Here is a 22,532-nt window from a genome sequence, read left to right on the forward strand (position 1 = left end):
GCTAAAAACATTGACTATACAGAAACCATTAATTCAATAATAAACGACTCAACTACAATTGATATTCCGATGAGCGATATATTCCTGAAAAGTTTTTGTCTAAAAAATTCTGAAGCACATTCTTTAGTGCTAAATGATACTAATGATAGTTTGAGTGATATAGAGGTATTTGAGCCAATCGGGGATACATTAATAAGCGCTGGGATATTAACTGGTAATAAATTACTGAGAGAATCAGACAGTACAAATAATAATAAACTAATGGTTATTTTATCTGATGGTAAGGATAGTGTTTCTCAATATGACGTAACAAAAACACTTATAGTAAAAGGAATGTGCAATAAAATAAAACTAAATAATATCAGAATGACATTTATTGCTATTGGATACTCAGCAGATGATTCAGGTAGCATTGATTGGAAAAAGTGTGTTGGAGAAGGCAATTATTATGAGGCATACAATGCCCATGAGTTAGAAGCCGACCTTCGTCAGGCATTAGGTGCAACAGAAGTTCGTGAAGTCGGCCGTAATACGCCAAAAGATTAATGTCAGACGCGGCGACATTCACCGCGCCTGTTTTGATTATTTCGCGCCGCCCGCTTCCATGCCAACTAACCCAACCTTGAGATAACCTGATTTACGCAGTGCATCCATCACACTCATCAGCGTTTCGTAATCCACCACTTTATCCGCTTGGAAGAAGATGGTGGTTTCTTTGTTTGATTGGGTCACTTTATCCAGCGCAGCCGCCAGTGTATCGCGGTCTACCTGTTGATCGCCGACATAAAGCTGATTATCAGCCTTAACAGTCAGAAATACCGGTTTCTCTGGCCGCGGCTGTGGTACCGCTGAAGATGCTGGCAAATCAACTTTGATATCAACTGTTGCCAATGGCGCTGCCACCATAAAGATAATCAGCAATACCAGCATGACATCGATGAAAGGTGTCACGTTAATTTCGTGCAGTTCACCGCTTTCATCAAGGTTATCGTTCATCCGCATGGCCATAAATCACCCCGCACGCAATTGATGAGGTTGCTTAGGAGACTTTGCTTCAGCGCTGCTGCTCAAATCAAGATCACGGCTCAGTAGTAATAATACCTGTGCAGCGACATCCCCAACCTGAGCACGGTAAGACCCAATCAAGCGAGCGAAAATATTATAGATAACCACCGCTGGAATTGCGGCAACCAGGCCGAGTGCTGTCGCCAACAATGCTTCTGCAATACCTGGAGCAACAACTGCCAGATTGGTTGTTTGTGAGTGGGCAATACCGATAAAGCTGTTCATGATGCCCCAAACCGTACCAAACAAGCCGACAAACGGAGAAATAGCACCGATGGTTGCCAGGAAACCGTTGCCTTTACCCATTTGGCGGCTGATGGCAGCCACACGGCGCTCCAAACGGAAAGCGGTACGTTCTTTAATACCGTTGTTATCGTTCGATTCTGCCGATAGCAGACGCTCATTTTGCGCCTCACGCAGCAATAGGCCGCTGATGCTATCAGGAGAAAAAGCCTCTGCCCGCTCTGACGCAGTATCAAGGTCAGTGACCGCGCCGATAACCTCATGCTCTTGCTGCAAACGGCGACGTGCACGGAATAACTCGGTGCCTTTGGAGAACAAAATAGTCCAGGTCACGATGGACGCCAGTACCAGACCGATCATTACGCCTTTAACCACCACGTCGGCATGTTGATACATGCCCCAGACTGAGAGGTCCATTGCCAGCCCTTGTGGTGCAGGTGCCGTTAGTGGCTGAACCACTGGTGCTGATGCGGCAGGGGCAACAGCATCTGCATTAGCAGGAGTTGCCGCGACTGGGGTGATTTCTGGCGCAGGTAATGGCGTCGATGTTGCCGTTGTTGATGTTGTAACAGATGCAGCAACTGCACCACTGTTGCCTGGCGCGGCGAATGCATGACTGGTTAAACCTGCCACCAGCAATAATGCCATCGCGCCTTTCATCATTCGGCCTTGCACGAATGATTTATCTTTAATCTTTTTGCCAGCTGTTTTCACGCTGTGCCTCCACCCAATATACAGATCAATTTAAGGACGAAATCAGCTGCCGATCATATCAAACAAATGGGGGATTGATAGTAATTATCATTAGTATTTGCGCCTATTTTTTGAGAAAAAATAAGAATTGCCCTGATATCAGGAGCTACGCAGTAGGATAAACGGGTAACTGTTCCTGGCTGTAAAGACTGAATGACACGCGATGTAAAGATAAAAAAGGATTAATTGCATAAAGTACACTCACATCAATAAGGCATCACTTCGCAACAACACCTTAATAAATCCCCTATTTCGCCACTTACACAACATTTTTCCATCGCAAACCACCAGAAAACAGCGAGTCGCCCTATTGAGTTTTTTTCATGGTAAAAGCTGCTCTCACACCACAATCATCATGCTAACGTAAGGAATAAATACATCCATATAATGAATGCTGACCATAGAATAATGGACACGCTGATAAGAAGGTGGCAACGCAACATGTCTGCAAATAAACCTACGACAGAAAAACTGGAAACAACCTTAGTGAGCGCGGGCAGGAGTAAGAGATTCACCCAAGGCTCGGTCAATACCGTTATTCAGCGCGCCTCTTCTCTGGTATTCGACTCGGTGAAAGCGAAAAAGCATGCCACGATTAATCGCGGCAATGGCGAGTTATTCTATGGCCGCAGAGGCACGTTAACCCACTTCTCCTTGCAAGAAGCGATGACCGAACTCGAAGGTGGCGCAGGTTGTGTGCTTTATCCTTGTGGTGCCGCGGCTATCAGCAATGCCATTTTGTCCTTTGTTTCCAGCGGCGATCACGTGTTGATGACTGGTTCGGCCTATGAACCGGCGCAAAGTTTTTGCGATAAAATCTTATCGCGCATGAATATCACCACCACTTATTTTGATCCTATGATAGGCGCAGAGATAGCCTCATTAATCACACCGGAAACCAAAGTAGTTTTCCTTGAATCACCTGGCTCCATCACCATGGAAGTACAAGATATCCCCGCCATTGTGAAAGCTATCCGTGCGGTTGCTCCTGAGATGATTATCATGATGGACAATACATGGGCGGCTGGGGTGCTGTTTAAAGCATTGGATTTTGATATTGATATCTCCATCCAATCAGGTACTAAATACATTATTGGTCATTCCGATGCCATGCTGGGGATTGCGGTTGCCAATGAGCGTTGTTGGGAGCAACTGCGGGAAGACTCATACCTGATGGGGCAAATGGTGGATGCCGATACCGCTTATCTTGCCAGCCGAGGCCTACGTACGCTGGGTGTGCGCTTAAAACAGCACGAAAAAAACAGTATCGAAATCGCCAACTGGCTGGCACAGCGACCGGAAGTTGCGGCGGTTTATCACCCTGCACTGCCTGGCTGTAAAGGACATGAATTCTATAAACGCGATTTCACCGGCTGTAATGGTTTGTTTTCTTTTGAATTAAAAGAAGAGTTAACTCAGCAGCAGTTAGAGGCCTATCTCGACCACTTTACCCATTTCAGTATGGCTTTCTCATGGGGTGGATTTGAATCCTTGATTCTGGGTTATCAGCCCAAAGATATCCGGGCAATCCGCAGATACGAATGTGAGGGAATCAAAGGTACACTGTTCCGTCTGCACATTGGACTGGAAAATGTGCAGGATTTGCAGGACGATTTAACCGCTGGGTTTGAACGCATCAAAGCTACGCAGTAATCATTTCTGAACAATATGGTTTGTTAATGCGCGGTGACAATACCCGCGCATTAATCCTCTCTTACACAAATAGTATCAACAGCACGTATATATACCCGCAAAAATTTGGTTATTGAGGATAAGATCAATGTGGTTCAGCGCCATTACGGATACACTAGACAACAATATCCTCACACGATAGGCAAACAGGAACAGAAATGGATGTATTACGCGAAATCCTTCATGCCTTATGGCAGCAGGATTTTAGTAAACTTGCCGACCCGAATGTGATTTGGGTTATTTACGGCATACTCTTTACCACCCTCTTTTTAGAAAATGGTTTGCTACCGGCTTCTTTCCTCCCCGGTGATAGCTTGTTGCTATTGGCGGGTGCATTAATTGCCAAGGGTGTCATGGGGTTCTTACCCACCATGATAATTCTCACCGCCGCGGCCAGCCTGGGTTGTTGGCTCAGTTACTTGCAAGGGTTGTGGTTGGGAGATACCAAAGTGGTGAAAAGGTGGCTGTTACAACTGCCGGTTCACTATCGCCAGCGTGCCCATAACCTGTTTGTGCGCCACGGTTTGGCGGCGCTGATTATTGGCCGATTCCTGGCTTTTGTGCGGACTTTATTACCGACTCTGGCAGGCATTTCCGGCTTAAACAGCACACGTTTTCAGTTCTTTAACTGGCTCAGCGGGCTGCTATGGGTGGGGAGTGTTGTGGGGCTGGGTTTTGCACTTAGCCATATTCCGCTGGTTAAGCACTATGAAAATCAAGTCATGACCGCATTGATGATTTTGCCGATTGTCTTGTTACTGGTAGGGCTGGTTGGCACGCTGGTGTTGGTTTGGTGTAAACGTAAAAGTGTGACTGAGTAATCTTTTCCGCTCGAACAGCTAAACGGCGCTCAGTGCGCCGTTTTGTGTAGATATCACCTCAGTTAGTACGCAGTTTGGCAACTTCCTCACTCGGCGTAAGGCCAAAATAGCGTTTAAACTCACGGCTAAACTGTGAAGCGCTCTCATATCCCACCTTATTTGCAGCGGTGCTGGCCTTCAGTCCATCGTGCAATATCATCATGCGCGCGCGGTGCAAGCGGTAAGATTTCAAGTATTGCAGCGGAGAGGTATTGGTCACCGCTTTGAAATTATGATGAAACGCCGAGATGCTCATATTCACATCAGCAGCCAATTGCTCGACATTCAGGTTATCTGCAAACTGATTTTCAATACGCCGTAATGTCTTGGTAATTTGATTGAAATGTCCGTGGCGATGAACTAATGCCTGCAATGCCCCACCACACTGACCACATAGCACGTAGTAGATAATTTCTCGCACAATTTGCGGGCCAAGCACCCTGGCATCACGGGGATTAGACATCACATCCAGCAGCCGCTCGGTGGCGCATAGCATCTCTTCAGTCAGCATCGATGAGTTAACGCCAGAGGCATTGCCGAAAGGTTTGTCTAACTCGTCATCCCCAATATCTATAATCAAATCCTGTAACATCTGACTGTCTATATGAATAGAGATACCGGCTAGTGGTACTTCCGGACTGGCGAAAGTCTCACATTCAAACGGCAACGGTACTGTCAAAATCAGGTAGTTCTTCGGATCGTACTGAAACACCTTGCTACCCAGATAACCCACTTTATGGCCCTGAAAAATAATAACCACACTCGGGGTATACATCACTGGCGTGCGCGGTTGATGCACGGTGGAGTACAGAATTTTTACTTTTGGCACCGCACTGGGGGTTAAACCATTGCCTTGAGCCAGACCTGCAATCATCCCTGCCATCTGTGCCTGGATATCAGTAACCTCAACCATTGCGCCCTCGCCTGCTTCTGCCATCTGAAACGATCCGACATAAATTGTGCAGTATTTTGCGTGTTTTCTACAGCGGTTTGTAGAAATAGGCAAGAGCAAGGCAGGAATGTGCATTGAGGTATGGCACTAAGTTGCCGACAATGGCTATCACTGACACGGCGGCAAATAACGCTTGCGCCATAAGCTAATCTTTTAGTTCTTATTGTTCATTACCCAACGCTGGAAGACAAATCATGCAAAATTTCACCCTTCATACCCCAACTAAAGTGCTGTTCGGAACTGGTCAAATCGCGCAACTGAATAAAGAAATTCCTGCTAATGCACGTATTTTGATTACCTATGGCGGCGGTAGCATTAAGCAAAATGGTGTGCTCGATCAGGTTCACCAAGCGCTGAAAGGCTTTGATTTCCTGGAGTTTGGTGGCATTGAGCCGAACCCTACCTATGAAACCCTGATGAAAGCGGTTGAGGTTTGCCGGAAAGAAAAAATTACTTTCCTGCTGGCCGTTGGTGGCGGTTCTGTATTAGATGGCACTAAATTTATCGCTGCAGCCGTCAATTATCCACAATACCCGTGGCATATTCTGGAAACTACTGGCAGCGATATCAAAGAAGCTCTGCCGATGGGGTCAGTGTTGACCTTACCTGCTACCGGCTCTGAAGCTAACAATGGCGCGGTTATCAGCCGCCGTAGCACCGGTGATAAACAGCATTTCTTCTCTGCTCATGTACAGCCGCTATTTGCCGTGCTGGACCCAGAGGTGACTTATACTTTACCACCGCGTCAGGTCGCCAATGGCGTGGTCGATGCTTTTGTTCACACTATCGAACAATATCTGACTTACCCAGTTGATGCCAAAGTACAAGATCGCTTTGCTGAGGGCTTGTTGCTAACCCTGATTGAAGACGGCCCGAAAGCCTTAAGCGACCCTAAAAATTACAATGTACGTGCCAACATTATGTGGAGCGCGACCATGGCATTAAACGGTCTGATTGGTGCAGGTGTCCCACAGGACTGGGCGACACATATGCTGGGCCATGAACTGACCGCACGTCACGGGCTGGATCATGCACAAACATTAGCGGTGGTATTACCGGCTTTGTTGGTGGCGAAGAAGCAGCAAAAACGCGCCAAATTACTGCAATACGCAGAACGTGTTTGGGGGCTGCACGGCGGTAGTGAAGAACAACGCATTAATGCTGCCATTGACGCGACCCGTGATTTCTTTGAAAGCATGGGTGTCGCCACTCGTTTGTCCGCTTACAAGCTGGATGGTAGCACCATTCCTGATCTCATTAAAAAGCTAGAAGAGCACGGTATGACTGCGCTTGGTGAGCACGGTGATATCACTTTAGCCGATAGCAAACGTATCTACGAAGCTGCGGTCTAAAAGATAGCTTGGTGAAATGTGGCGAGGCAAAGCATATCGTTATTTACAGTTTGGCTTTGAGCGATTTCTGCTGAAACTAATAAGCAGAGCAATCACGACTAAACTTACATCATCGGCTTCAGGCTGATACAGCCCAATCACTACCCTAAGACATCACAGTTGCAGACCTCCCTGCAACTGTGAATCCGAAGGGTATGCATGCTAAGGAGATAAATATGGCGACGCAACCCATTATCAAATTGCACGATGGAAATCTGATGCCACAACTCGGCCTTGGCGTTTGGCAAGCAAGTATTGAAGAAACACAACTTGCTGTCAGCAAGGCGCTGGAAGTCGGCTATCGATCAATCGATACTGCGGCTATTTATAAAAATGAAGAGGGTGTTGGTGAGGCACTGAAAGCAGCACATGTCGCCCGTGATGAGCTATTTATCACCACTAAGCTGTGGAATAGCGACCAGGATAATCCGCAACAAGCACTGGAAGAGAGTCTGAAAAAACTTCAGCTCGATTATGTGGATCTCTATCTGATCCACTGGCCAGATCCAACACAAGATCGTTATGTCAGTGCCTGGCGCGAGCTGATCGCATTGAAAGAGCAAGGGTTGATCCGCAGCATCGGCGTTTGTAACTTTAATATCCCCCATCTACAGCGCTTAATTGATGAAACTGGCGTTGCGCCTACCGTCAATCAGATTGAGCTTCACCCCTTACTACAGCAACGGCAAATCCATGCCTGGAATGCCACACATCATATTGCGACAGAATCCTGGAGTCCGCTGGCCCAAGGCGGCGATGGTGTTTTTGATCAGGCAGTTATCCGTCAATTAGCGCAGAAATACAGCAAAACGCCAGCACAGATAGTGATCCGTTGGCATCTGGACAGCGGGTTAATTGTGATTCCAAAATCGGTGACACCGGCGCGTATCAGAGAGAACTTTGAAGTGTTTGATTTTAAATTGCACAAAGATGAACTGACGGCAATTTCGAAATTGGATAGCGGCAAACGGCTGGGGCCAGACCCGGATGTCTTCGGATCTGACCGCTAGTTTAATGCCTGGCTTTCCCTCTGCCTGCACCACCGGAAGGTTTATTCACCGGCGCTCTGTTTGCGCCGGTTTTGTTGCCTGTCGTCTTCGGCGCTGAACTGCCTGTCGTTGTCTGCGCCGCTTTGCCCGAAGGTGCTTTACTCGCAGGAGCCTTACCTGCTGGAGCACCATTTGTTCGGTTACCCGGCTGTCGCTGACGCGTGATCGAGGTGTGCTTGGTCAGCGCTGGCGTATGCTGACGATACGCCCGACGTGCTTCGCGTTGTTCTTCCAGCGTCGGAGCCGGAACCAAACATTCACGGCGGCTACCAATCAAATGTTGTAACCCCATATCTTCTAATGCTGTGCGGATCATCGGCCAGTTGGCAGGATCATGATAACGCAGCAATGCCTTATGCAACCGACGCTGACGATCCCCTTTCGGTACCACCACATCCTCACTCTTGTAGTCCACTTTGCTCAACGGGTTCTTGCCGGTGTAATACATGGTGGTGGAGTTAGCCAACGGTGATGGATAGAAGTTCTGCACTTGATCCAAACGGAAGCGGTTTTTCTTCAACCAAAGCGCCAAATTGACCATATCTTTATCTTCGGTTCCCGGATGAGCCGAGATGAAATACGGAATCAAATATTGCTCTTTACCCGCCTGCCTGGAATAGGTATCAAACAGCTCTTTAAAGCGCTGATAGCTGCCCATTCCCGGTTTCATCATTTTTGAAAGAGGCCCTTCTTCAGTGTGCTCTGGGGCTATTTTCAAGTAACCGCCCACATGGTGGCTGGCTAATTCTTTGATATAACGAGGATCTTCTACTGCCAAGTCATAGCGGACACCGGAGGCAATCAGGATTTTTTTAATCCCTTTCAAATCACGCGCTCGCCGATACAGCGAAATGGTCGGCTCATGGTTTGTGTCCATGTGCTGGCAGATTTCAGGATAAACACAAGATGCGCGGCGGCAAGTTTGTTCGGCGCGCGGCGACTGGCAACGCAGCATATACATGTTGGCTGTCGGGCCACCCAGATCAGAGATAATGCCGGTAAAACCAGGAACTTTATCGCGAATTTCTTCTATTTCACGAATGATGGAATCTTCAGAACGGCTCTGGATAATGCGCCCTTCATGTTCGGTAATTGAACAGAACGAGCAACCGCCATAGCAACCGCGCATGATATTAATCGAGAAACGAATCATATCGTAAGCCGGGATCGGCGATTTCCCATAAGAGGGATGCGGCACACGTTGATAAGGCAGGGCAAAAACGCTGTCCATTTCTTCGGTGCTGAGCGGGATTGCCGGCGGGTTAATCCAGATATAGCGGTCGCCGTGTTTTTGCATCAAAGCCCGCGCACAACCGGGGTTGGTTTCATGATGTAAAATCCGCGAGGTGTGGGCATACAGCACTTTGTCTGCTTTCACTTTTTCATAAGAGGGCAGCAAGACATAGGTCTTTTCCCAAGGCTTAGGTTTGGCAGCCCGCACAGTAATAGGTTTGGCTTCCGGCTCTGGAATACTGTCTGTCGCACAGGGTAAATCATCGCCATAAGGGTTAGGAATCGCTTCGATACGGCCCGGTTTATCCAGCCGGGTAGAATCCACACCACTCCAGCCCGGCAGTGCGGTTTTGCGCATCACAACAGTGTTACGAACGTCCTGAATATCCGCAATCTTCTCACCCGCCGCCAAGCGGTGTGCGACTTCAACCAGAGGCCGTTCACCATTGCCGTACACCAGCATATCGGCTTTGGCATCGACGATAACCGAGCGGCGCACAGTATCCGACCAATAATCATAATGAGCAATACGGCGCAAGCTGGCTTCAATACCACCAAGCAAAACCGGCACATGGCTGTAGGCTTCTTTACAGCGCTGGCTATACACCAACGTGGCACGGTCTGGCCGCTTACCACTTTGATTATCCGGCGTATAAGCATCGTCATGGCGTAACTTGCGATCAGCGGTATAGCGGTTGATCATCGAATCCATATTGCCCGCAGTAACCCCGAAGAACAGATTCGGCTCTCCCAATCGCATGAAATCGTTTTTATTGGTCCAATCAGGCTGAGCAATGATTCCCACCCGGAAGCCCTGAGCTTCCAGCATGCGGCCAATAATAGCCATACCAAAGCTGGGGTGGTCAACGTAAGCATCACCGGTGATAACAATAATGTCGCAGCTATCCCAACCTAATATGTCCATTTCTGCGCGAGACATCGGTAAAAATGGCGCAGTGCCATAGCATTCAGCCCAATATGGCTGATAAGAAAACAGGTCACGCTCTGGCTGGATCAGGCTGGTACTCATGGCAACACTCTTTGAATTGGGGAAAGTTGAGGTGGTTCGGGTTAAGAAATCATCACCGGGCGGCGATTATACGCATTTATCCATGAAAAGAGGAAGGATATATCTTTTGATCATGTGATTAACACTATCAGTTAAAACAGGATCACCGGACGATTATTCACCGAAACAATGATCCCATTCTTATTAACCGAGCGTCGGTGCCGCTTGAGTCACCAATTGCCCCGCAGAGCCACGATCGGCCATCTCAAGGCTCTGGCTGTAGAACAGGAATGGGAAATGCTCGGAAGAAACCTGATTGAGGTACACCAGCAACTCCACACTCCCATCAACCCAGACAGTGTCTTTCCAGCCGCGATCTTCAGCCATCGCCGGTGCGCCATTCACATTTTTCACCAGGAACGAGACGCCCTGTATATGGAATGCTTGCGGCATATCTGCGTGTATGGTCCAGCGCTCCCAAGTCCCTTGCTGTGCTTGAGCATCGACCCGACTCATATCCCAGATAGCACCATTGATTCCCGGCAGGTCATCCCCCAGGCGGAACTCACGGCTACGCACCACACTGCCATCCAGAATCTGATCAGAGAGCAAACGCATTGGCAGATTATCAGTGACCAACGGCAGCAAACCGGTCGGTTTTAATGTCAGCACCAAAGTGGAAATTAAAATACTCGATGGCTCAAATAGCCCACGCAGCCGGTCCATAATCCCGGCTGACTCACCCGCCGTAATTGATACTTCGCTACCCTGCGACATATCGATAACCACTTCACGCCGCTCACCGGGAGCCAGTGAAAGCTGTTGTACCGCGACTGGCGCAGGCAGGAAACCTTGATCACTGGCCACCACATGCAGTGGGCGGCCGTCACTCAACTGCAAGGTATAGCGGCGGGCATTGGACGCATTGAGTAAACGTAAGCGCACCCAACCACGGGAAACTTCGACAAACGGGCTTTGTACCCCGTTAACCAGCAAGGTATCGCCGATAAAGCCACCTTTGGCTGGCGGGTCATATTCCGGCACACCAAAGTTATCAAGCCGCTTGTCCTGAATAATAATTGGAAAATCATCAACGCCGTAATGACTTGGCAATGGCAGCGCTTTGCTGACTTCATCTTCCACCAGCCACATACCCGCCAGCCCATTATAAACATGGGGTGCCATGCGGTTAGGCGTATTGGCATGATACCAGCAGGTTGCAGCAGGCTGACGTACAGGCAAAACCGGTGACCAATCGACGCCAGGGGAAATCATGCGAGCAGCCCCCCCCATTAACGTGCCCGGCACCTGTAACCCACTGATCGTCATGGATACCGGCTCAGTCAGGCGGTTGCTGTAAATGAGCTTAACATCATCACCGCTGTACACCCGAACGGTCGGCCCCAAATACATCCCGTTGATACCCCATACCGCAGCTTTCTGCCTGCCACTGAATGCCCAATGCGCCCGCTGTAGCGTCAAAAACAGCGGTTGGCCACGACGAGATTCCAGTAAAGGTGGAATAGGTAACGAGGGTTGCTGAGTACTATTAGCCTGTGCCCTCAATGGCAACGAACCCGCGCCTAGCGCTAAGCCCGTAGCCTGAATGAACTGGCGACGACTGAGTGACATATCTTCTCCGTGAAAACCACAATCAAACCTACTGCAAAATTTTGCCTGACTGCGAATAACGCTGAAGGACGGCAAAACGCTCACGACCAGAGTCGTTTAAATAAAAATAAAAAATAGATTCAGGCAAAATAATCAATGCAGAATCAACCTACGGCAAACAACGAATAGATTATTTTTCAGTTGCTGCCTGTTGGGCAATTTCTGCATCGAGTTGCTCAATTTTAGCCAGCATTAAATTGCGGCAATGCTCTGACAACTCGCGCACACGTTCTTTGCCATAACCAGTGGTGTCAACGGGTGGCATTATTTCTACAATAACTTTGCCATTTGACCAACGGTTTAACTTGATATTATTGGTGCTGGATACGCAGATTGGCACAATGGGCACCCCAGCGGCGATAGCGGCATGGAAGGCTCCGGTCTTAAACGGCAGCAAGCCACGGCCACGGCTACGCGTCCCTTCAGGGAACATCCAGATAGAAACGTTCTTTTTTTTCACTTGCTCAACCACTTGAGCAATAGTGCCATGTGCTTTGGCGCGATTATCGCGGTCAATAAGCAGGTTGCCCGTCAGCCAATACAATGGGCCAAATAACGGTATCCACAACAAGCTCTTTTTACCCACGGTAACGGTGCCGGATTGAACCACATTAGACATCGTGACCATATCGTAGTTATTTTGATGGTTAGCGATGTAAATGCAGGTCCCGTAGTTCGCTGCTTCCGCCGGAATCCGCTGTTCAACGGTAATCCCAAATAACACTGACATCCGGCCAAAGAGATGGGCGAACGTGGCGAGATTACGCGGGTTTCGTGGGCGAAACAGGCAATAAATCGAACCAAACACACACACCAGAACACAATATAAAACTGCCAGCACCGTGCGTAAAATTAATAACATAACAACCTCTTAAACACTTATTTTTATGAAACACTCACTTCTATTAAACACCGGCTCTTAGATTTGTAATCGGCGCTAGTATAGCGGCTTCCTGATAAAACACCGCGCAGATTCCTTACCTAATGATGTTACGTGACAGCGCGCGAATGGCGCGCTCCCTGTAACATTAACTGGCTACCACCTCATGACTCTTCATTCTCTGTTGGTATCGCCCGTTCAGGCGCATCAACATCAACGCGATCAATACGTTGTAGCCCACGAGGCAGTGGTGAACCTTTGCGGCCACGTTCGGCACGGAATTTCTGCAAATCTTCCGGCCGTAAGGTTAGCTTACGTTTACCGAAGTGAAGTGTAATTGACGTTTGCGGAGGCAAGACAAATAGCCATACCAAACGGTCTTTGCCTGCGGCTGCATCTGCTGCTGGGATCGAGACGATTTTATTACCTTTACCTTTTGATAATTCAGGTAAATCTGCCACCGGGAACATCAACATACGGCCAGCCGCAGTGATGGATAACAACATGTCATCCGGCCCATGAATCTCTAATGGTGGCAGCGCTTTGGCATTTTCCGGCAAGGTAATCATGGTTTTGCCTGCACGGTTTTTGGCAACCAAATCATTGAAAGTACAAACAAAGCCATAACCGGCATCTGAAGCCATTAATAACTTCTGGTCATCTGCGGCCATGAGTACGTGTTCAATATTGGCTCCTGGCGGCAGCGTCAGTTTGCCAGTCAACGGCTCCCCTTGCCCACGCGCAGATGGCAGAGTCAGTGGATCTAATGCGTAGCTGCGACCGGTGGAGTCCATAAACACCACCGGCTGGTTACTCTTACCGCGAGCTGCTGCACGGAAACTGTCCCCCGCTTTGTAATTCAGTCCACTCGGGTCAATATCATGGCCTTTGGCACTGCGCACCCAACCCATTTCAGACAGCACGATGGTCACCGGCTCTGACGGCACAATGTCATGCTCACTCATGGCTTTGGCTTCTTCACGTTCCGTCAGCGGCGAACGGCGATCATCGCCATAAGCGGCTGCATCGGCCTGAATCTCTTTCTTAATCAGGGTATTAAGTTTGCGTTCTGAGGCTAACAAAGCTTGTAACTGATCACGTTCTTTGGCTAACTCATCTTGTTCACCACGGATCTTCATCTCTTCCAATTTGGCTAAATGGCGGAGTTTCAGTTCGAGGATCGCTTCAGCCTGAGTTTCAGAAATCGCGAAACGCTGCATCAGCAGCGGTTTTGGCTCATCTTCAGTACGGATGATATGAATAACTTCGTCAATATTCAGGAAGGCAATCAATAAGCCTTCTAAAATATGCAGCCGCTTCAGTACTTTTTCCAGGCGATAATTCAACCGGTTACGTACGGTTTGACGACGGAATACCAACCACTCGGTTAGGATCTCCAACAACCCTTTCACTGACGGACGATGATCCAGTCCGATCATATTCATATTGATACGATAGCTTCTTTCCAGATCCGTGGTGGCGAACAGATGGTTCATCACTTGATCCAGATCGACGCGATTGGTACGTGGAACTATTACCAGACGAGTAGGGTTTTCATGGTCAGATTCATCACGTAAATCTTCAACCATTGGCAATTTCTTGGCGCGCATCTGGCTGGCAATCTGTTCGAGCACTTTCGCCCCAGAAACCTGATGCGGCAGTGCTGTGATAACCGCACTACCGTCTTCTTTTTTCCACAAGGCGCGCATCCGCACTGAGCCACGGCCACTCTGGTAAATCTTACGGATCTCATTACGTGGAGTGATAATTTCCGCTTCAGTTGGGAAATCAGGTCCTTGCACAAACTCCAGTAACTCTTCGAGGGAGGTCGTCGGTTTATCGATAAGTGCAATGACCGCCTGTGCAATTTCACGCACGTTGTGTGGCGGAATATCGGTCGCCATACCCACAGCAATACCGGTAGTGCCATTGAGCAGAATATTGGGCAGGCGCGCAGGTAGCATTTTCGGCTCTTGCATGGTGCCGTCAAAGTTCGGCACCCAATCGACAGTTCCCTGCCCCAACTCACCCAATAGCACTTCTGCATATTTGGATAAGCGAGATTCGGTGTAACGCATTGCCGCAAAGGATTTAGGGTCATCCGGTGCCCCCCAGTTCCCCTGCCCATCAACCAATGGATAACGGTAAGAGAATGGCTGTGCCATCAGCACCATTGCTTCATAACACGCGCTGTCACCGTGTGGGTGATATTTACCCAGCACGTCACCCACGGTACGGGCTGATTTTTTGAATTTAGCGCTATTGTTCAGCCCCAGTTCGGACATCGCGTAGACAATGCGCCGTTGCACCGGTTTCAAACCATCGCCGATAAACGGCAACGCCCGATCCATGATGACGTACATGGAATAGTTCAGATAGGCGTTTTCAGTAAAGGTGTGCAGCGGTAAGCGTTCTGCACCGTCATGAGTCAAATCACTCATTACTCAATTATCCTCAGACTCTGGAGGCGATCACTGTCAGTCAGCAGATCGGCACCGCAAGTTCATTGTCAATTTCTGCCCGCGATAGTAACTCATCTGCGGGGTTACTGTCACAACCCACAGAATCAATGTCGTGTCGGCTGATGCACAATTTTGCAGCTAAAACGCTTCAATCCAGGCGCTTTATTGCTTATTAAGCAACAGTGTTATGCATTGTTGTCTATTTTTCTCTGGTAAAGAAACCATTAGCATACTCAGTATTCCGGGTTAGGCAGTTTCAAAACCCTATTATTTAAATGAGTTATAGCTTTAAAAAGGTATATCAATGAGTAACGTACTAATTATTAACGCAATGAAAGAATTTGCGCACTCCGAAGGGAAGCTCAATCTGACTCTCACTGATGTTGCTGCCGGGTTTCTTCAGGAAAATGGCCATGAGGTGAGAATTACCACGGTTGACCAAGGCTATGATATTGAAAGTGAAATTCAAAGTTATCTGTGGGCCGACACCGTCATTTATCAAATGCCCGGTTGGTGGATGGGCGAACCCTGGATTTTGAAAAAATACATCGATGAAGTTTTCACCTATGGTCATGGCCGCTTGTACCAAAGTGATGGTCGCACTCGTTCAGATGCCACTAAGAACTATGGTTCTGGCGGTTTGATTCAGGGAAAAACCTATATGCTTTCAGTGACCTGGAATGCACCTCTTGAAGCGTTTACTGATCCGAATCAGTTCTTCGAAGGGGTCGGTGTTGACGGTGTTTACTTGCATTTCCATAAAGCAAACCAGTTCCTTGGCATGAAACCATTGCCGACATTTATGTGTAACGATGTGATTAAACAACCCGATATTGAAGGTGATATTAGCCGTTATCGTCAGCATTTGGCCGAAAACTTTAAGTGTCAGGCTATTTGATATCACAGCATTACACCTAAGCTGGAGTCGCTATGATTACCGTTTTTGCAGAAATAAAGGTCAAACCGGGCCGTCGCCAGGCGGTGTTGAACGCCATTGAAAAACTGATACCTGCCGTGCTGGCAGAGGAAGGTTGTGGCGGCTACGTGCCGATGATTGACGTACCAACCCAGCTTGACTGGCAAAAGAATTCGCCGGACTCAATTTTCATGCTGGAAAAGTGGCAAAGTGTTCACCATCTGGAATTGCATTTACAGATGGAACACATGCATCAACATCGTGAAGTGATTAAAGACGATGTACTGGATGTGAATATTCATATCCTTGATAACGCTTAATCAACCGATCCCCAAAGTAATTGAAGTTGCAGGTAGGCGGCAAGCAAACGCATCCCGATGAGCTTACTCAAGTAAGTGATTCGGGTAAGTGAGAGTGGCCAACACCCCTGCGGCTTTAAGAACGAAGGGGATCTTTTAACCAATTACTACCCTGCAACTTGATCTGCTCACTCACATAATCCAGAAAACAGGTAATCCGCGCTGCAAGCTGAGTATTGCGATAATAAACCGCGTTAATCGGCTGCCAGGTTTCCAGAATTTGATCTGCCATGACCTCAACTAAACGCCCCGCCAACTGATCTTCTCGGGTCATAAAATCAGAGAGTTCGACGATCCCTTCGCCCTGTAAAGCCAACAAACGCAGTGTTTCACCACTGGAAGCGGCCAGATTAGGGGCGATTGATGTGCGCCCACCGGGCAAATGAGGTAGCGACCACTGATTAAGGAATTCCGGCTGAGTGAAGCCGAGCAAGCTGTGATTTGCCAGGTCATCAATGGTGTGGGGGGTGCCGTGGCGTTGCAGATAATCAGGGCTGGCGAGGATACGCACCCGACTGGCCCCCAGCAGGCGTGCATGGATGGTCGAATCGCGCAATGCACCAATACGAATCGCAATATCAGTGCGTTGTTCCAGTAAATCGATATTCAGGTCATCAGTATTCAGTTCAAGAATGATTTGCGGATATAGCGCGCGAAAACCGCTGATCATCGGCACAATCACATGCTGCATAAAAGGCGCTGCCGCATTCACCCGCAACCGCCCGGCAGGTTTTAGCCGCCGTAGCGCAATCTGCTCTTCAGCATCATCAACCGCACCGAGGATCTGCCGTGCATGAGTGAGAAATAACTCCCCCTCTTCCGTCAATTCCAACCGCCGAGTGGTGCGGCGCAGCAAGGTGGTCGCCAGCTTCTGTTCCAGCCGACTTAATGCCCGGCTGATGCCCGATGTGGTTTGGCTGCGCTGTTCCGCAGCCGCCGTAATAGAGCCACAATCAACGACCGAGGTAAACGCCTGCAACTCCTCTAAGGTGACCTTCATCAATCAGACCTCAATCTCGGCGGTATCCCCTTTCTCTTGTAGCCAATTGCGGCGATCTTCTGAGCGCTTCTTCGCCAATAGCATATCCATCATCGCCATTGTCTTATCAATATCGTCATCACCAATGGTCAATTGCACCAAACGGCGGGTATTGGGATCAAGAGTGGTTTCACGTAACTGCAACGGGTTCATTTCACCCAGCCCTTTAAAGCGCTGCACATTCGGCTTGCCGCGTTTACGTTTTAGCTGCTCCAGCACACCGGCTTTCTCTTCTTCATCCAGCGCATAAAACACTTCTTTGCCTAAATCGATGCGGTATAACGGCGGCATGGCCACATACACATGCCCATTACGCACCAGGGCACGGAAGTGGCGCACAAACAGCGCGCACAGCAAAGTAGCGATATGCAAACCATCGGAATCCGCATCCGCGAGGATACAGATTTTGCCGTAGCGCAGTTGGCTCAGATCTTCGCTGTCGGGATCAATACCAATCGCAACTGAGATATCATGGACTTCTTGCGAGGCCAGGACTTCATCTGAAGAGACTTCCCAGGTATTCAGGATTTTCCCTTTCAGCGGCATGATCGCCTGATATTCGCGGTCACGTGCTTGCTTGGCAGAACCCCCCGCGGAATCCCCTTCCACCAGAAACAGTTCGGTCATGCTTAAATCTTGCGAAGTACAGTCGGCCAGTTTGCCGGGCAGTGCCGGGCCGCTGGTCAGTTTCTTACGTACCACTTTCTTGGCCGCACGCATACGACGCTGGGCGCTGGAAATAGCCAGCTCAGCCAACTGTTCCGCCGCTTGCACGTTCTGATTCAGCCATAAGCTGAATGCATCTTTTACTACGCCGGACACAAAGGCCGCGCACTGACGTGAGGAGAGTCGCTCTTTCGTCTGGCCGGCAAATTGTGGGTCCTGCATTTTAACTGACAACACATAGGCGCAGCGTTCCCAGATATCATCTGCCGAGAGTTTGACGCCACGCGGCAGAATATTGCGGTATTCACAAAATTCGCGCATCGCATCAAGTAAACCCTGACGTAAGCCATTAACGTGAGTACCGCCCTGCATGGTTGGGATCAAGTTGACGTAACTTTCAGTCAGCAGCTCGCCGCCTTCCGGTAACCATAACAGCGCCCAATCAATCGCTTCGGTATCCCCGGCAAAAGAGCCGACAAACGGCACTTCTGGCAAGGTAATCAAGCCGTTAACCGCTTCCATAAGGTAATCGGTCAAACCATCGGCATAACACCAGCGCTGCTCGGTATTATTGACCAGATCTTTAAAGACGATTTCCACGCCAGGGCACAGTACCGCCTTCGCTTTAAGCAAATGAGACAAGCGAGATACTGAGAAACGCGGGCTATCGAAGAAAGAAACATCCGGCCAGAAATGTACGCTGGTGCCAGTATTGCGCTTACCGCATGTGCCGATAACCTGTAAATCCTGCACTTTATCGCCATTTTCAAAGGCAATGCTGTAGATTTGGCTATCGCGGCGTACTGTCACTTCTACACGCTTGGATAAGGCATTCACAACTGAAATACCTACACCATGCAAACCACCAGAGAACTGATAGTTTTTATTCGAGAATTTGCCGCCTGCATGTAAACGACACAAAATCAGTTCAACCGCAGGAACGCCTTCTTCAGGATGGATATCAACCGGCATCCCACGGCCATCATCAATCACTTCCAGTGATTGATCGGCATGCAGAATGACATCAATGCGACGGGCATGGCCTGCCAGTGCCTCATCGACGCTGTTATCAATCACCTCTTGACCAAGGTGGTTTGGCCGCGTGGTGTCCGTATACATTCCCGGACGACGACGCACTGGTTCTAAACCGCTGAGTACTTCAATGGCATCAGCGTTATAGCTGGATTCAGTCATGGTTTGATTAATATTCGGCTAATGGTTGGAAGGCTAGCGGCGATATGCCCGCTGTATTGAGTGATGCTTAAACCGCCAGATATCAAGCTGTCGCTAGCCCTAAAAAAGTCACAATCGGGGAGAAATAATGATCAAAACCGACAAAGGCATGATTCCCACCTGATTCTACTGTTTGCCGACAAGGGGTGTAATAGGCAACCGCTTGACGGTAATCGAGGACTTCATCCCCAGTTTGTTGCAATAACCAGAGTAAATCCGGTGATTCCAACTTTTCAATCTGCATGGCTTTCAGATCGTAAATATGCCGAGACTCTAACACATATTTTTGCCCGGTGTAGGGGTTCTGATTTTCCCCCAGGTAATCACTGAGCAGCTCGAATGGACGCACTGCCGGGTTAACCACCACCGCGGGAATACTGAAGCGCTGGGAAAGCCAGGTCGCAAAATAGCCACCAAGGGAAGAGCCAACCAGACCAATGGATTGCCCGGCTTTATCCATCACGATGCTTTCCAGCATTTCTGCGGCCTCCGCCGGATAAGGCGGTAATTGTGGTATCAGCATCTCAATATGAGGGTGGTGTTGCTGCAACCAGCTTTTGAATGTCGTTGCCTTGACCGAGCAGGGTGAGCTATTAAAGCCGTGAATATATAGAAGCGTACTCATCAATAACCATCCGAGTCCATGTCCGGGCAGAACTCATCACTGGCTAACCGACGAACCTCAGTTTCAAGTCTTCCATCAGGCAGTAAGTCGAGGTAGCGCCATCCCGGAGCCACGGTATCAAGTGTGAAATTAGTACAGTGCGGTTTGAACTGCACACAGGTAGAAGGGCTGGCCAGCAGGCGCTTGCCGTACCAATCGAGATCCAAATCCTGATGGATATGGCCGCACAATAAAGTGGTCACGCGCGGGTAACGGGTCAATACTGCCGCCAGCATATGCGCATTACGCAGGCTGTGCTGATCAAGCCAGGTGCAGCCCGATGGCATCGGGTGATGATGCAGTAATACCAGTGTATAGCGTTCTGGATGTGCCAGCAGGCAGCGCTCCATCCACTCCAACTGATACTCACTCAATTCACCGTAAGGAACACCAAAGACCTGGCTGTCCAATAACAGAATTTGCCAGTTATCACCCACCAGAACATGTTTTGAAGGGGCAATACCGGCGCTGGCTAAAGCATCCACCATAGCCGGTTGGAAATCATGATTACCTGGAAGCCAGACACAGGGGGCTGGCAAACGGGAGATGCCCTTTGCAAAATTCTGATAAGCGGCAACAGAATGGTCCTGCGCCAAATCACCCGTAGCAACAATAAGATCAAAGGGGTGCTGCTCAGCAATAATCGCATCCAGCACAGCGCGATAACTGCGAGAAGTATTTACACCCAGCAAGGTCTCATGCTCCCCCGCAAAGAGGTGGGTATCTGTTATTTGTAAAATTCTAACCCTGGCCCCACTCGCCATAGGCAGTTTAAACAGGCTTTCCAAATGGTGTCCTTGTTTTTGCACCTTTCCCAACCAGATTCATTAGGTACCTTCAATCTCTGTAGGTCAGGCTATAAGTCTGTCTAACAAACCGGAACTGCCACCGCTCCATGCGCCAAGCAATAGCGCAACCAGTCAGCAAGAAACTGGTTAATTTGATGCTTTTCGTCCCGCTGATGCAACTTTTTATTCGGATAATCATAACTTGCTTTGAAGCGAAAGATCTGCTGACTGGCACACACTTCCGCGACCATAGCATCATGATAAAGCCGTACCACCATTGAGGGTAGGCTCCAGTATCTGACTGCTGGCTCTATTTGGACAATCTCAACGACAGAAGTGTAGCGGGTCGATTCAATAATTGTCAGTTGATAACTCGCGCCATTAACCTGATAAGCCACGTTTTCGCCCACTTCGTCGACTCGCGGTATCAAACGACGCAATTGCGCGAAGTTAGTTTCGCATACCCGCATCATCTCAGGGAAATCAGGTGTGTAGCGCTTATTCATTATTTTCTCTCTTTCTTATTATCGCCATTCTGCTCTTAGCGATTGATGGTGCAACGCCAGCCATTGTAATGCAATGATTGAGGCTGCGTTATCAATTGCACCTTCGTCAACCCAGCGACAGGCCTGCTCACGGCTGACAACATGCACGCGGATATCTTCATTCTCATCGGCCAGCCCATGGATCCCACTCGCGGTGGTTGCATCGACTTCCCCGACCATGATGGATAGGCGCTCACTGGTGCCACCCGGGCTGGCTAAGTAACTCAGTACCGGTTTACAGCGGCCAATATGAATCCCCGCTTCTTCCTCAGCCTCGCGACGTGCCACTTCCTCGACAGTTTCGCCCTCTTCAATCATCCCTGCGACCATTTCTAATAACCAAGGTGATGGGCTGCTGTCAATGGCAGCAATGCGCAACTGTTCAACCAGCACCACTTCATCACGCACCGGGTCATAAGGTAATAGTACGGCAGCGTGACCACGCTCAAAAATCTCGCGTTTAACTTCCCCGCTCATTTCGCCATTAAACAAACGATGACGAAATCGGTATAAATTCAGTGAAAAAAAGCCCTTATACAGTGATTCTCGTGCAATAATTTCCACATCGTTTTTATCGAAAGTCACCGGTGAGGGTTGTTGTGATGACATATACTTCTCTCCTGATGTCAGTATCAAACCTAAATTGTACTTTTTGATGACAGCCAAACGACACAGGCTACACCCTAAATAACTCGAGTTGCCGGAAGGCGGCAATTGAGCGACAAATCGGTGCAAACCGATTTGAACAGCATTTATGCTAGCCCATCGGGTGGGCCACATAGAGGCTCATTAATCCCCATGAGCTTACATAAGTAAGTGACTGGGGTGAACGAAAGCAGCCAACGCACACGCAGCTCGAAGTATGACGGGTATACAGGATTTTAAAATAGCAGGCATAGAGTTAGCTGATAGAAATGATTTTGATAAAGATTATTTGACAAAGATGGCCGATACAGATTAGTTGTCTGAATACTCATTTAGCTTTGTGTTAGATTTAGGTAAATTTAGGCGAGATGGCACAATCAGCCACCTTATCCCATTGGCAGACTCTGATAGAATCGG

19 protein-coding genes and 1 pseudogene are annotated in these 22,532 nt (G+C 48.8%); 7 read left to right on the forward strand and 13 right to left on the reverse strand.

All coding sequences use genetic code 11. The features are described 5' to 3' along the window. A pseudogene (locus tag HU019_RS10910) lies at window positions 1-546 on the forward strand (VWA domain-containing protein); the annotation flags it as partial. Between the two features lie 36 nt (window positions 547-582). Here the strand turns inward: HU019_RS10910 and exbD are convergent. Further along, entirely contained in the window at window positions 583-1,008 is a 426-nt protein-coding gene (gene exbD / locus HU019_RS10915) for a TonB system transport protein ExbD (RefSeq protein WP_004390102.1), read from the reverse strand. A gap of 3 nt (window positions 1,009-1,011) precedes the next feature. Then, entirely contained in the window at window positions 1,012-2,022 is a 1,011-nt protein-coding gene (gene exbB, locus HU019_RS10920; RefSeq protein WP_174848834.1) for a tol-pal system-associated acyl-CoA thioesterase, read from the reverse strand. 480 nt (window positions 2,023-2,502) lie between these two features. On the opposite strand from exbB, the gene metC reads away from it, so the two are divergent. Next, complete coding sequence (gene metC / locus HU019_RS10925) at window positions 2,503-3,714, forward strand: cystathionine beta-lyase (protein ID WP_174848833.1); 1,212 nt, start codon at window positions 2,503-2,505, stop codon at window positions 3,712-3,714. A gap of 197 nt (window positions 3,715-3,911) precedes the next feature. Next, window positions 3,912-4,574 carry a DedA family protein gene (locus tag HU019_RS10930; protein WP_005160739.1) on the forward strand — a complete coding sequence of 221 codons (663 nt, stop codon included), beginning with the start codon at window positions 3,912-3,914 and terminating at the stop codon, window positions 4,572-4,574. A 58-nt stretch (window positions 4,575-4,632) separates the two neighbouring features. On the opposite strand, the gene HU019_RS10935 is transcribed toward HU019_RS10930, so the two are convergent. Beyond that, the gene (locus HU019_RS10935) at window positions 4,633-5,526 is read right to left on the reverse strand and encodes an AraC family transcriptional regulator (RefSeq protein WP_174848894.1); all 894 of its coding nucleotides are present in this window, start codon (window positions 5,524-5,526) and stop codon (window positions 4,633-4,635) included. Window positions 5,527-5,759: 233 nt separating this feature from the next. Here HU019_RS10935 and yqhD point away from each other — a divergent pair, with 233 nt between their 5' ends. After that, a complete protein-coding gene (gene yqhD, locus HU019_RS10940) occupies window positions 5,760-6,917 on the forward strand; it encodes an alcohol dehydrogenase (protein WP_174848831.1) in 1,158 nt (385 codons plus the stop codon). A gap of 215 nt (window positions 6,918-7,132) precedes the next feature. Further along, complete coding sequence (gene dkgA, locus HU019_RS10945; RefSeq protein ID WP_174848829.1) at window positions 7,133-7,966, forward strand: 2,5-didehydrogluconate reductase DkgA; 834 nt, start codon at window positions 7,133-7,135, stop codon at window positions 7,964-7,966. Between the two features lies 1 nt (window position 7,967). On the opposite strand, the gene HU019_RS10950 is transcribed toward dkgA, so the two are convergent. The 4 genes from HU019_RS10950 to parC form a co-directional block, all read right to left on the reverse strand. Beyond that, window positions 7,968-10,268, reverse strand: coding sequence for a YgiQ family radical SAM protein (locus HU019_RS10950; RefSeq protein ID WP_174848827.1), 2,301 nt, complete (start codon window positions 10,266-10,268; stop codon window positions 7,968-7,970). Between the two features lie 183 nt (window positions 10,269-10,451). Next, the gene (gene ftsP / locus HU019_RS10955; RefSeq protein WP_174848825.1) at window positions 10,452-11,879 is read right to left on the reverse strand and encodes a cell division protein FtsP; all 1,428 of its coding nucleotides are present in this window, start codon (window positions 11,877-11,879) and stop codon (window positions 10,452-10,454) included. A 169-nt stretch (window positions 11,880-12,048) separates the two neighbouring features. After that, entirely contained in the window at window positions 12,049-12,780 is a 732-nt protein-coding gene (locus HU019_RS10960; RefSeq protein WP_005174094.1) for a 1-acylglycerol-3-phosphate O-acyltransferase, read from the reverse strand. Between the two features lie 182 nt (window positions 12,781-12,962). Further along, complete coding sequence (gene parC, locus HU019_RS10965) at window positions 12,963-15,239, reverse strand: DNA topoisomerase IV subunit A (RefSeq protein WP_174848823.1); 2,277 nt, start codon at window positions 15,237-15,239, stop codon at window positions 12,963-12,965. 325 nt (window positions 15,240-15,564) lie between these two features. On the opposite strand from parC, the gene HU019_RS10970 reads away from it, so the two are divergent. Together HU019_RS10970 and HU019_RS10975 are read left to right on the forward strand one after the other, a co-directional pair. Beyond that, complete coding sequence (locus HU019_RS10970; RefSeq protein WP_174848821.1) at window positions 15,565-16,158, forward strand: NAD(P)H-dependent oxidoreductase; 594 nt, start codon at window positions 15,565-15,567, stop codon at window positions 16,156-16,158. A gap of 32 nt (window positions 16,159-16,190) precedes the next feature. Beyond that, window positions 16,191-16,496 carry a putative quinol monooxygenase gene (locus tag HU019_RS10975; protein WP_005160770.1) on the forward strand — a complete coding sequence of 102 codons (306 nt, stop codon included), beginning with the start codon at window positions 16,191-16,193 and terminating at the stop codon, window positions 16,494-16,496. A 115-nt stretch (window positions 16,497-16,611) separates the two neighbouring features. Here the strand turns inward: HU019_RS10975 and HU019_RS10980 are convergent, their stop codons facing one another. From HU019_RS10980 to nudF, 6 genes are all read right to left on the reverse strand, one after another. Beyond that, complete coding sequence (locus HU019_RS10980; RefSeq protein WP_174848819.1) at window positions 16,612-17,535, reverse strand: LysR family transcriptional regulator; 924 nt, start codon at window positions 17,533-17,535, stop codon at window positions 16,612-16,614. Window positions 17,536-17,538: 3 nt separating this feature from the next. Further along, window positions 17,539-19,434 carry a DNA topoisomerase IV subunit B gene (gene parE, locus HU019_RS10985; RefSeq protein WP_174848816.1) on the reverse strand — a complete coding sequence of 632 codons (1,896 nt, stop codon included), beginning with the start codon at window positions 19,432-19,434 and terminating at the stop codon, window positions 17,539-17,541. Between the two features lie 82 nt (window positions 19,435-19,516). Beyond that, on the reverse strand, window positions 19,517-20,098 hold the full coding sequence (yqiA, locus tag HU019_RS10990; protein ID WP_174848814.1) for an esterase YqiA: 582 nt from the start codon (window positions 20,096-20,098) through the stop codon (window positions 19,517-19,519). Then, window positions 20,098-20,925, reverse strand: coding sequence for a 3',5'-cyclic-AMP phosphodiesterase (cpdA, locus tag HU019_RS10995; RefSeq protein ID WP_174848892.1), 828 nt, complete (start codon window positions 20,923-20,925; stop codon window positions 20,098-20,100). The genes yqiA and cpdA overlap by 1 nt, the downstream gene beginning before the upstream one ends. Window positions 20,926-21,005: 80 nt before the next feature. Continuing rightward, complete coding sequence (locus HU019_RS11000) at window positions 21,006-21,431, reverse strand: DUF1249 family protein (RefSeq protein ID WP_174848812.1); 426 nt, start codon at window positions 21,429-21,431, stop codon at window positions 21,006-21,008. 18 nt (window positions 21,432-21,449) lie between these two features. Beyond that, window positions 21,450-22,079 carry an ADP-ribose diphosphatase gene (gene nudF, locus HU019_RS11005; RefSeq protein WP_174848810.1) on the reverse strand — a complete coding sequence of 210 codons (630 nt, stop codon included), beginning with the start codon at window positions 22,077-22,079 and terminating at the stop codon, window positions 21,450-21,452. Between the last annotated feature and the right edge of the window lie 453 nt (window positions 22,080-22,532).

Origin of the sequence: Yersinia artesiana (assembly GCF_902726545.1) — a bacterium.
GTDB lineage: Bacteria > Pseudomonadota > Gammaproteobacteria > Enterobacterales > Enterobacteriaceae > Yersinia > Yersinia artesiana.

Bases quoted from the DNA above. Each gene is read 5' to 3' on its own strand.
- HU019_RS10975 (WP_005160770.1), top strand. From the start codon at position 16,191: ATGATTACCGTTTTTGCAGAAATAAAGGTCAAACCGGGCCGTCGCCAG.
- ftsP (WP_174848825.1), bottom strand. From the start codon at position 11,879: ATGTCACTCAGTCGTCGCCAGTTCATTCAGGCTACGGGCTTAGCGCTA.
- metC (WP_174848833.1), top strand. From the start codon at position 2,503: ATGTCTGCAAATAAACCTACGACAGAAAAACTGGAAACAACCTTAGTG.
- HU019_RS10950 (WP_174848827.1), bottom strand. From the start codon at position 10,268: ATGAGTACCAGCCTGATCCAGCCAGAGCGTGACCTGTTTTCTTATCAG.
- dkgA (WP_174848829.1), top strand. From the start codon at position 7,133: ATGGCGACGCAACCCATTATCAAATTGCACGATGGAAATCTGATGCCA.
- nudF (WP_174848810.1), bottom strand. From the start codon at position 22,079: ATGTCATCACAACAACCCTCACCGGTGACTTTCGATAAAAACGATGTG.
- parE (WP_174848816.1), bottom strand. From the start codon at position 19,434: ATGACTGAATCCAGCTATAACGCTGATGCCATTGAAGTACTCAGCGGT.
- parC (WP_174848823.1), bottom strand. From the start codon at position 15,239: ATGAGTGATTTGACTCATGACGGTGCAGAACGCTTACCGCTGCACACC.
- HU019_RS10960 (WP_005174094.1), bottom strand. From the start codon at position 12,780: ATGTTATTAATTTTACGCACGGTGCTGGCAGTTTTATATTGTGTTCTG.
- HU019_RS11000 (WP_174848812.1), bottom strand. From the start codon at position 21,431: ATGAATAAGCGCTACACACCTGATTTCCCTGAGATGATGCGGGTATGC.
- yqhD (WP_174848831.1), top strand. From the start codon at position 5,760: ATGCAAAATTTCACCCTTCATACCCCAACTAAAGTGCTGTTCGGAACT.
- yqiA (WP_174848814.1), bottom strand. From the start codon at position 20,098: ATGAGTACGCTTCTATATATTCACGGCTTTAATAGCTCACCCTGCTCG.
- exbD (WP_004390102.1), bottom strand. From the start codon at position 1,008: ATGGCCATGCGGATGAACGATAACCTTGATGAAAGCGGTGAACTGCAC.
- HU019_RS10980 (WP_174848819.1), bottom strand. From the start codon at position 17,535: ATGAAGGTCACCTTAGAGGAGTTGCAGGCGTTTACCTCGGTCGTTGAT.
- HU019_RS10970 (WP_174848821.1), top strand. From the start codon at position 15,565: ATGAGTAACGTACTAATTATTAACGCAATGAAAGAATTTGCGCACTCC.
- HU019_RS10935 (WP_174848894.1), bottom strand. From the start codon at position 5,526: ATGGTTGAGGTTACTGATATCCAGGCACAGATGGCAGGGATGATTGCA.
- HU019_RS10930 (WP_005160739.1), top strand. From the start codon at position 3,912: ATGGATGTATTACGCGAAATCCTTCATGCCTTATGGCAGCAGGATTTT.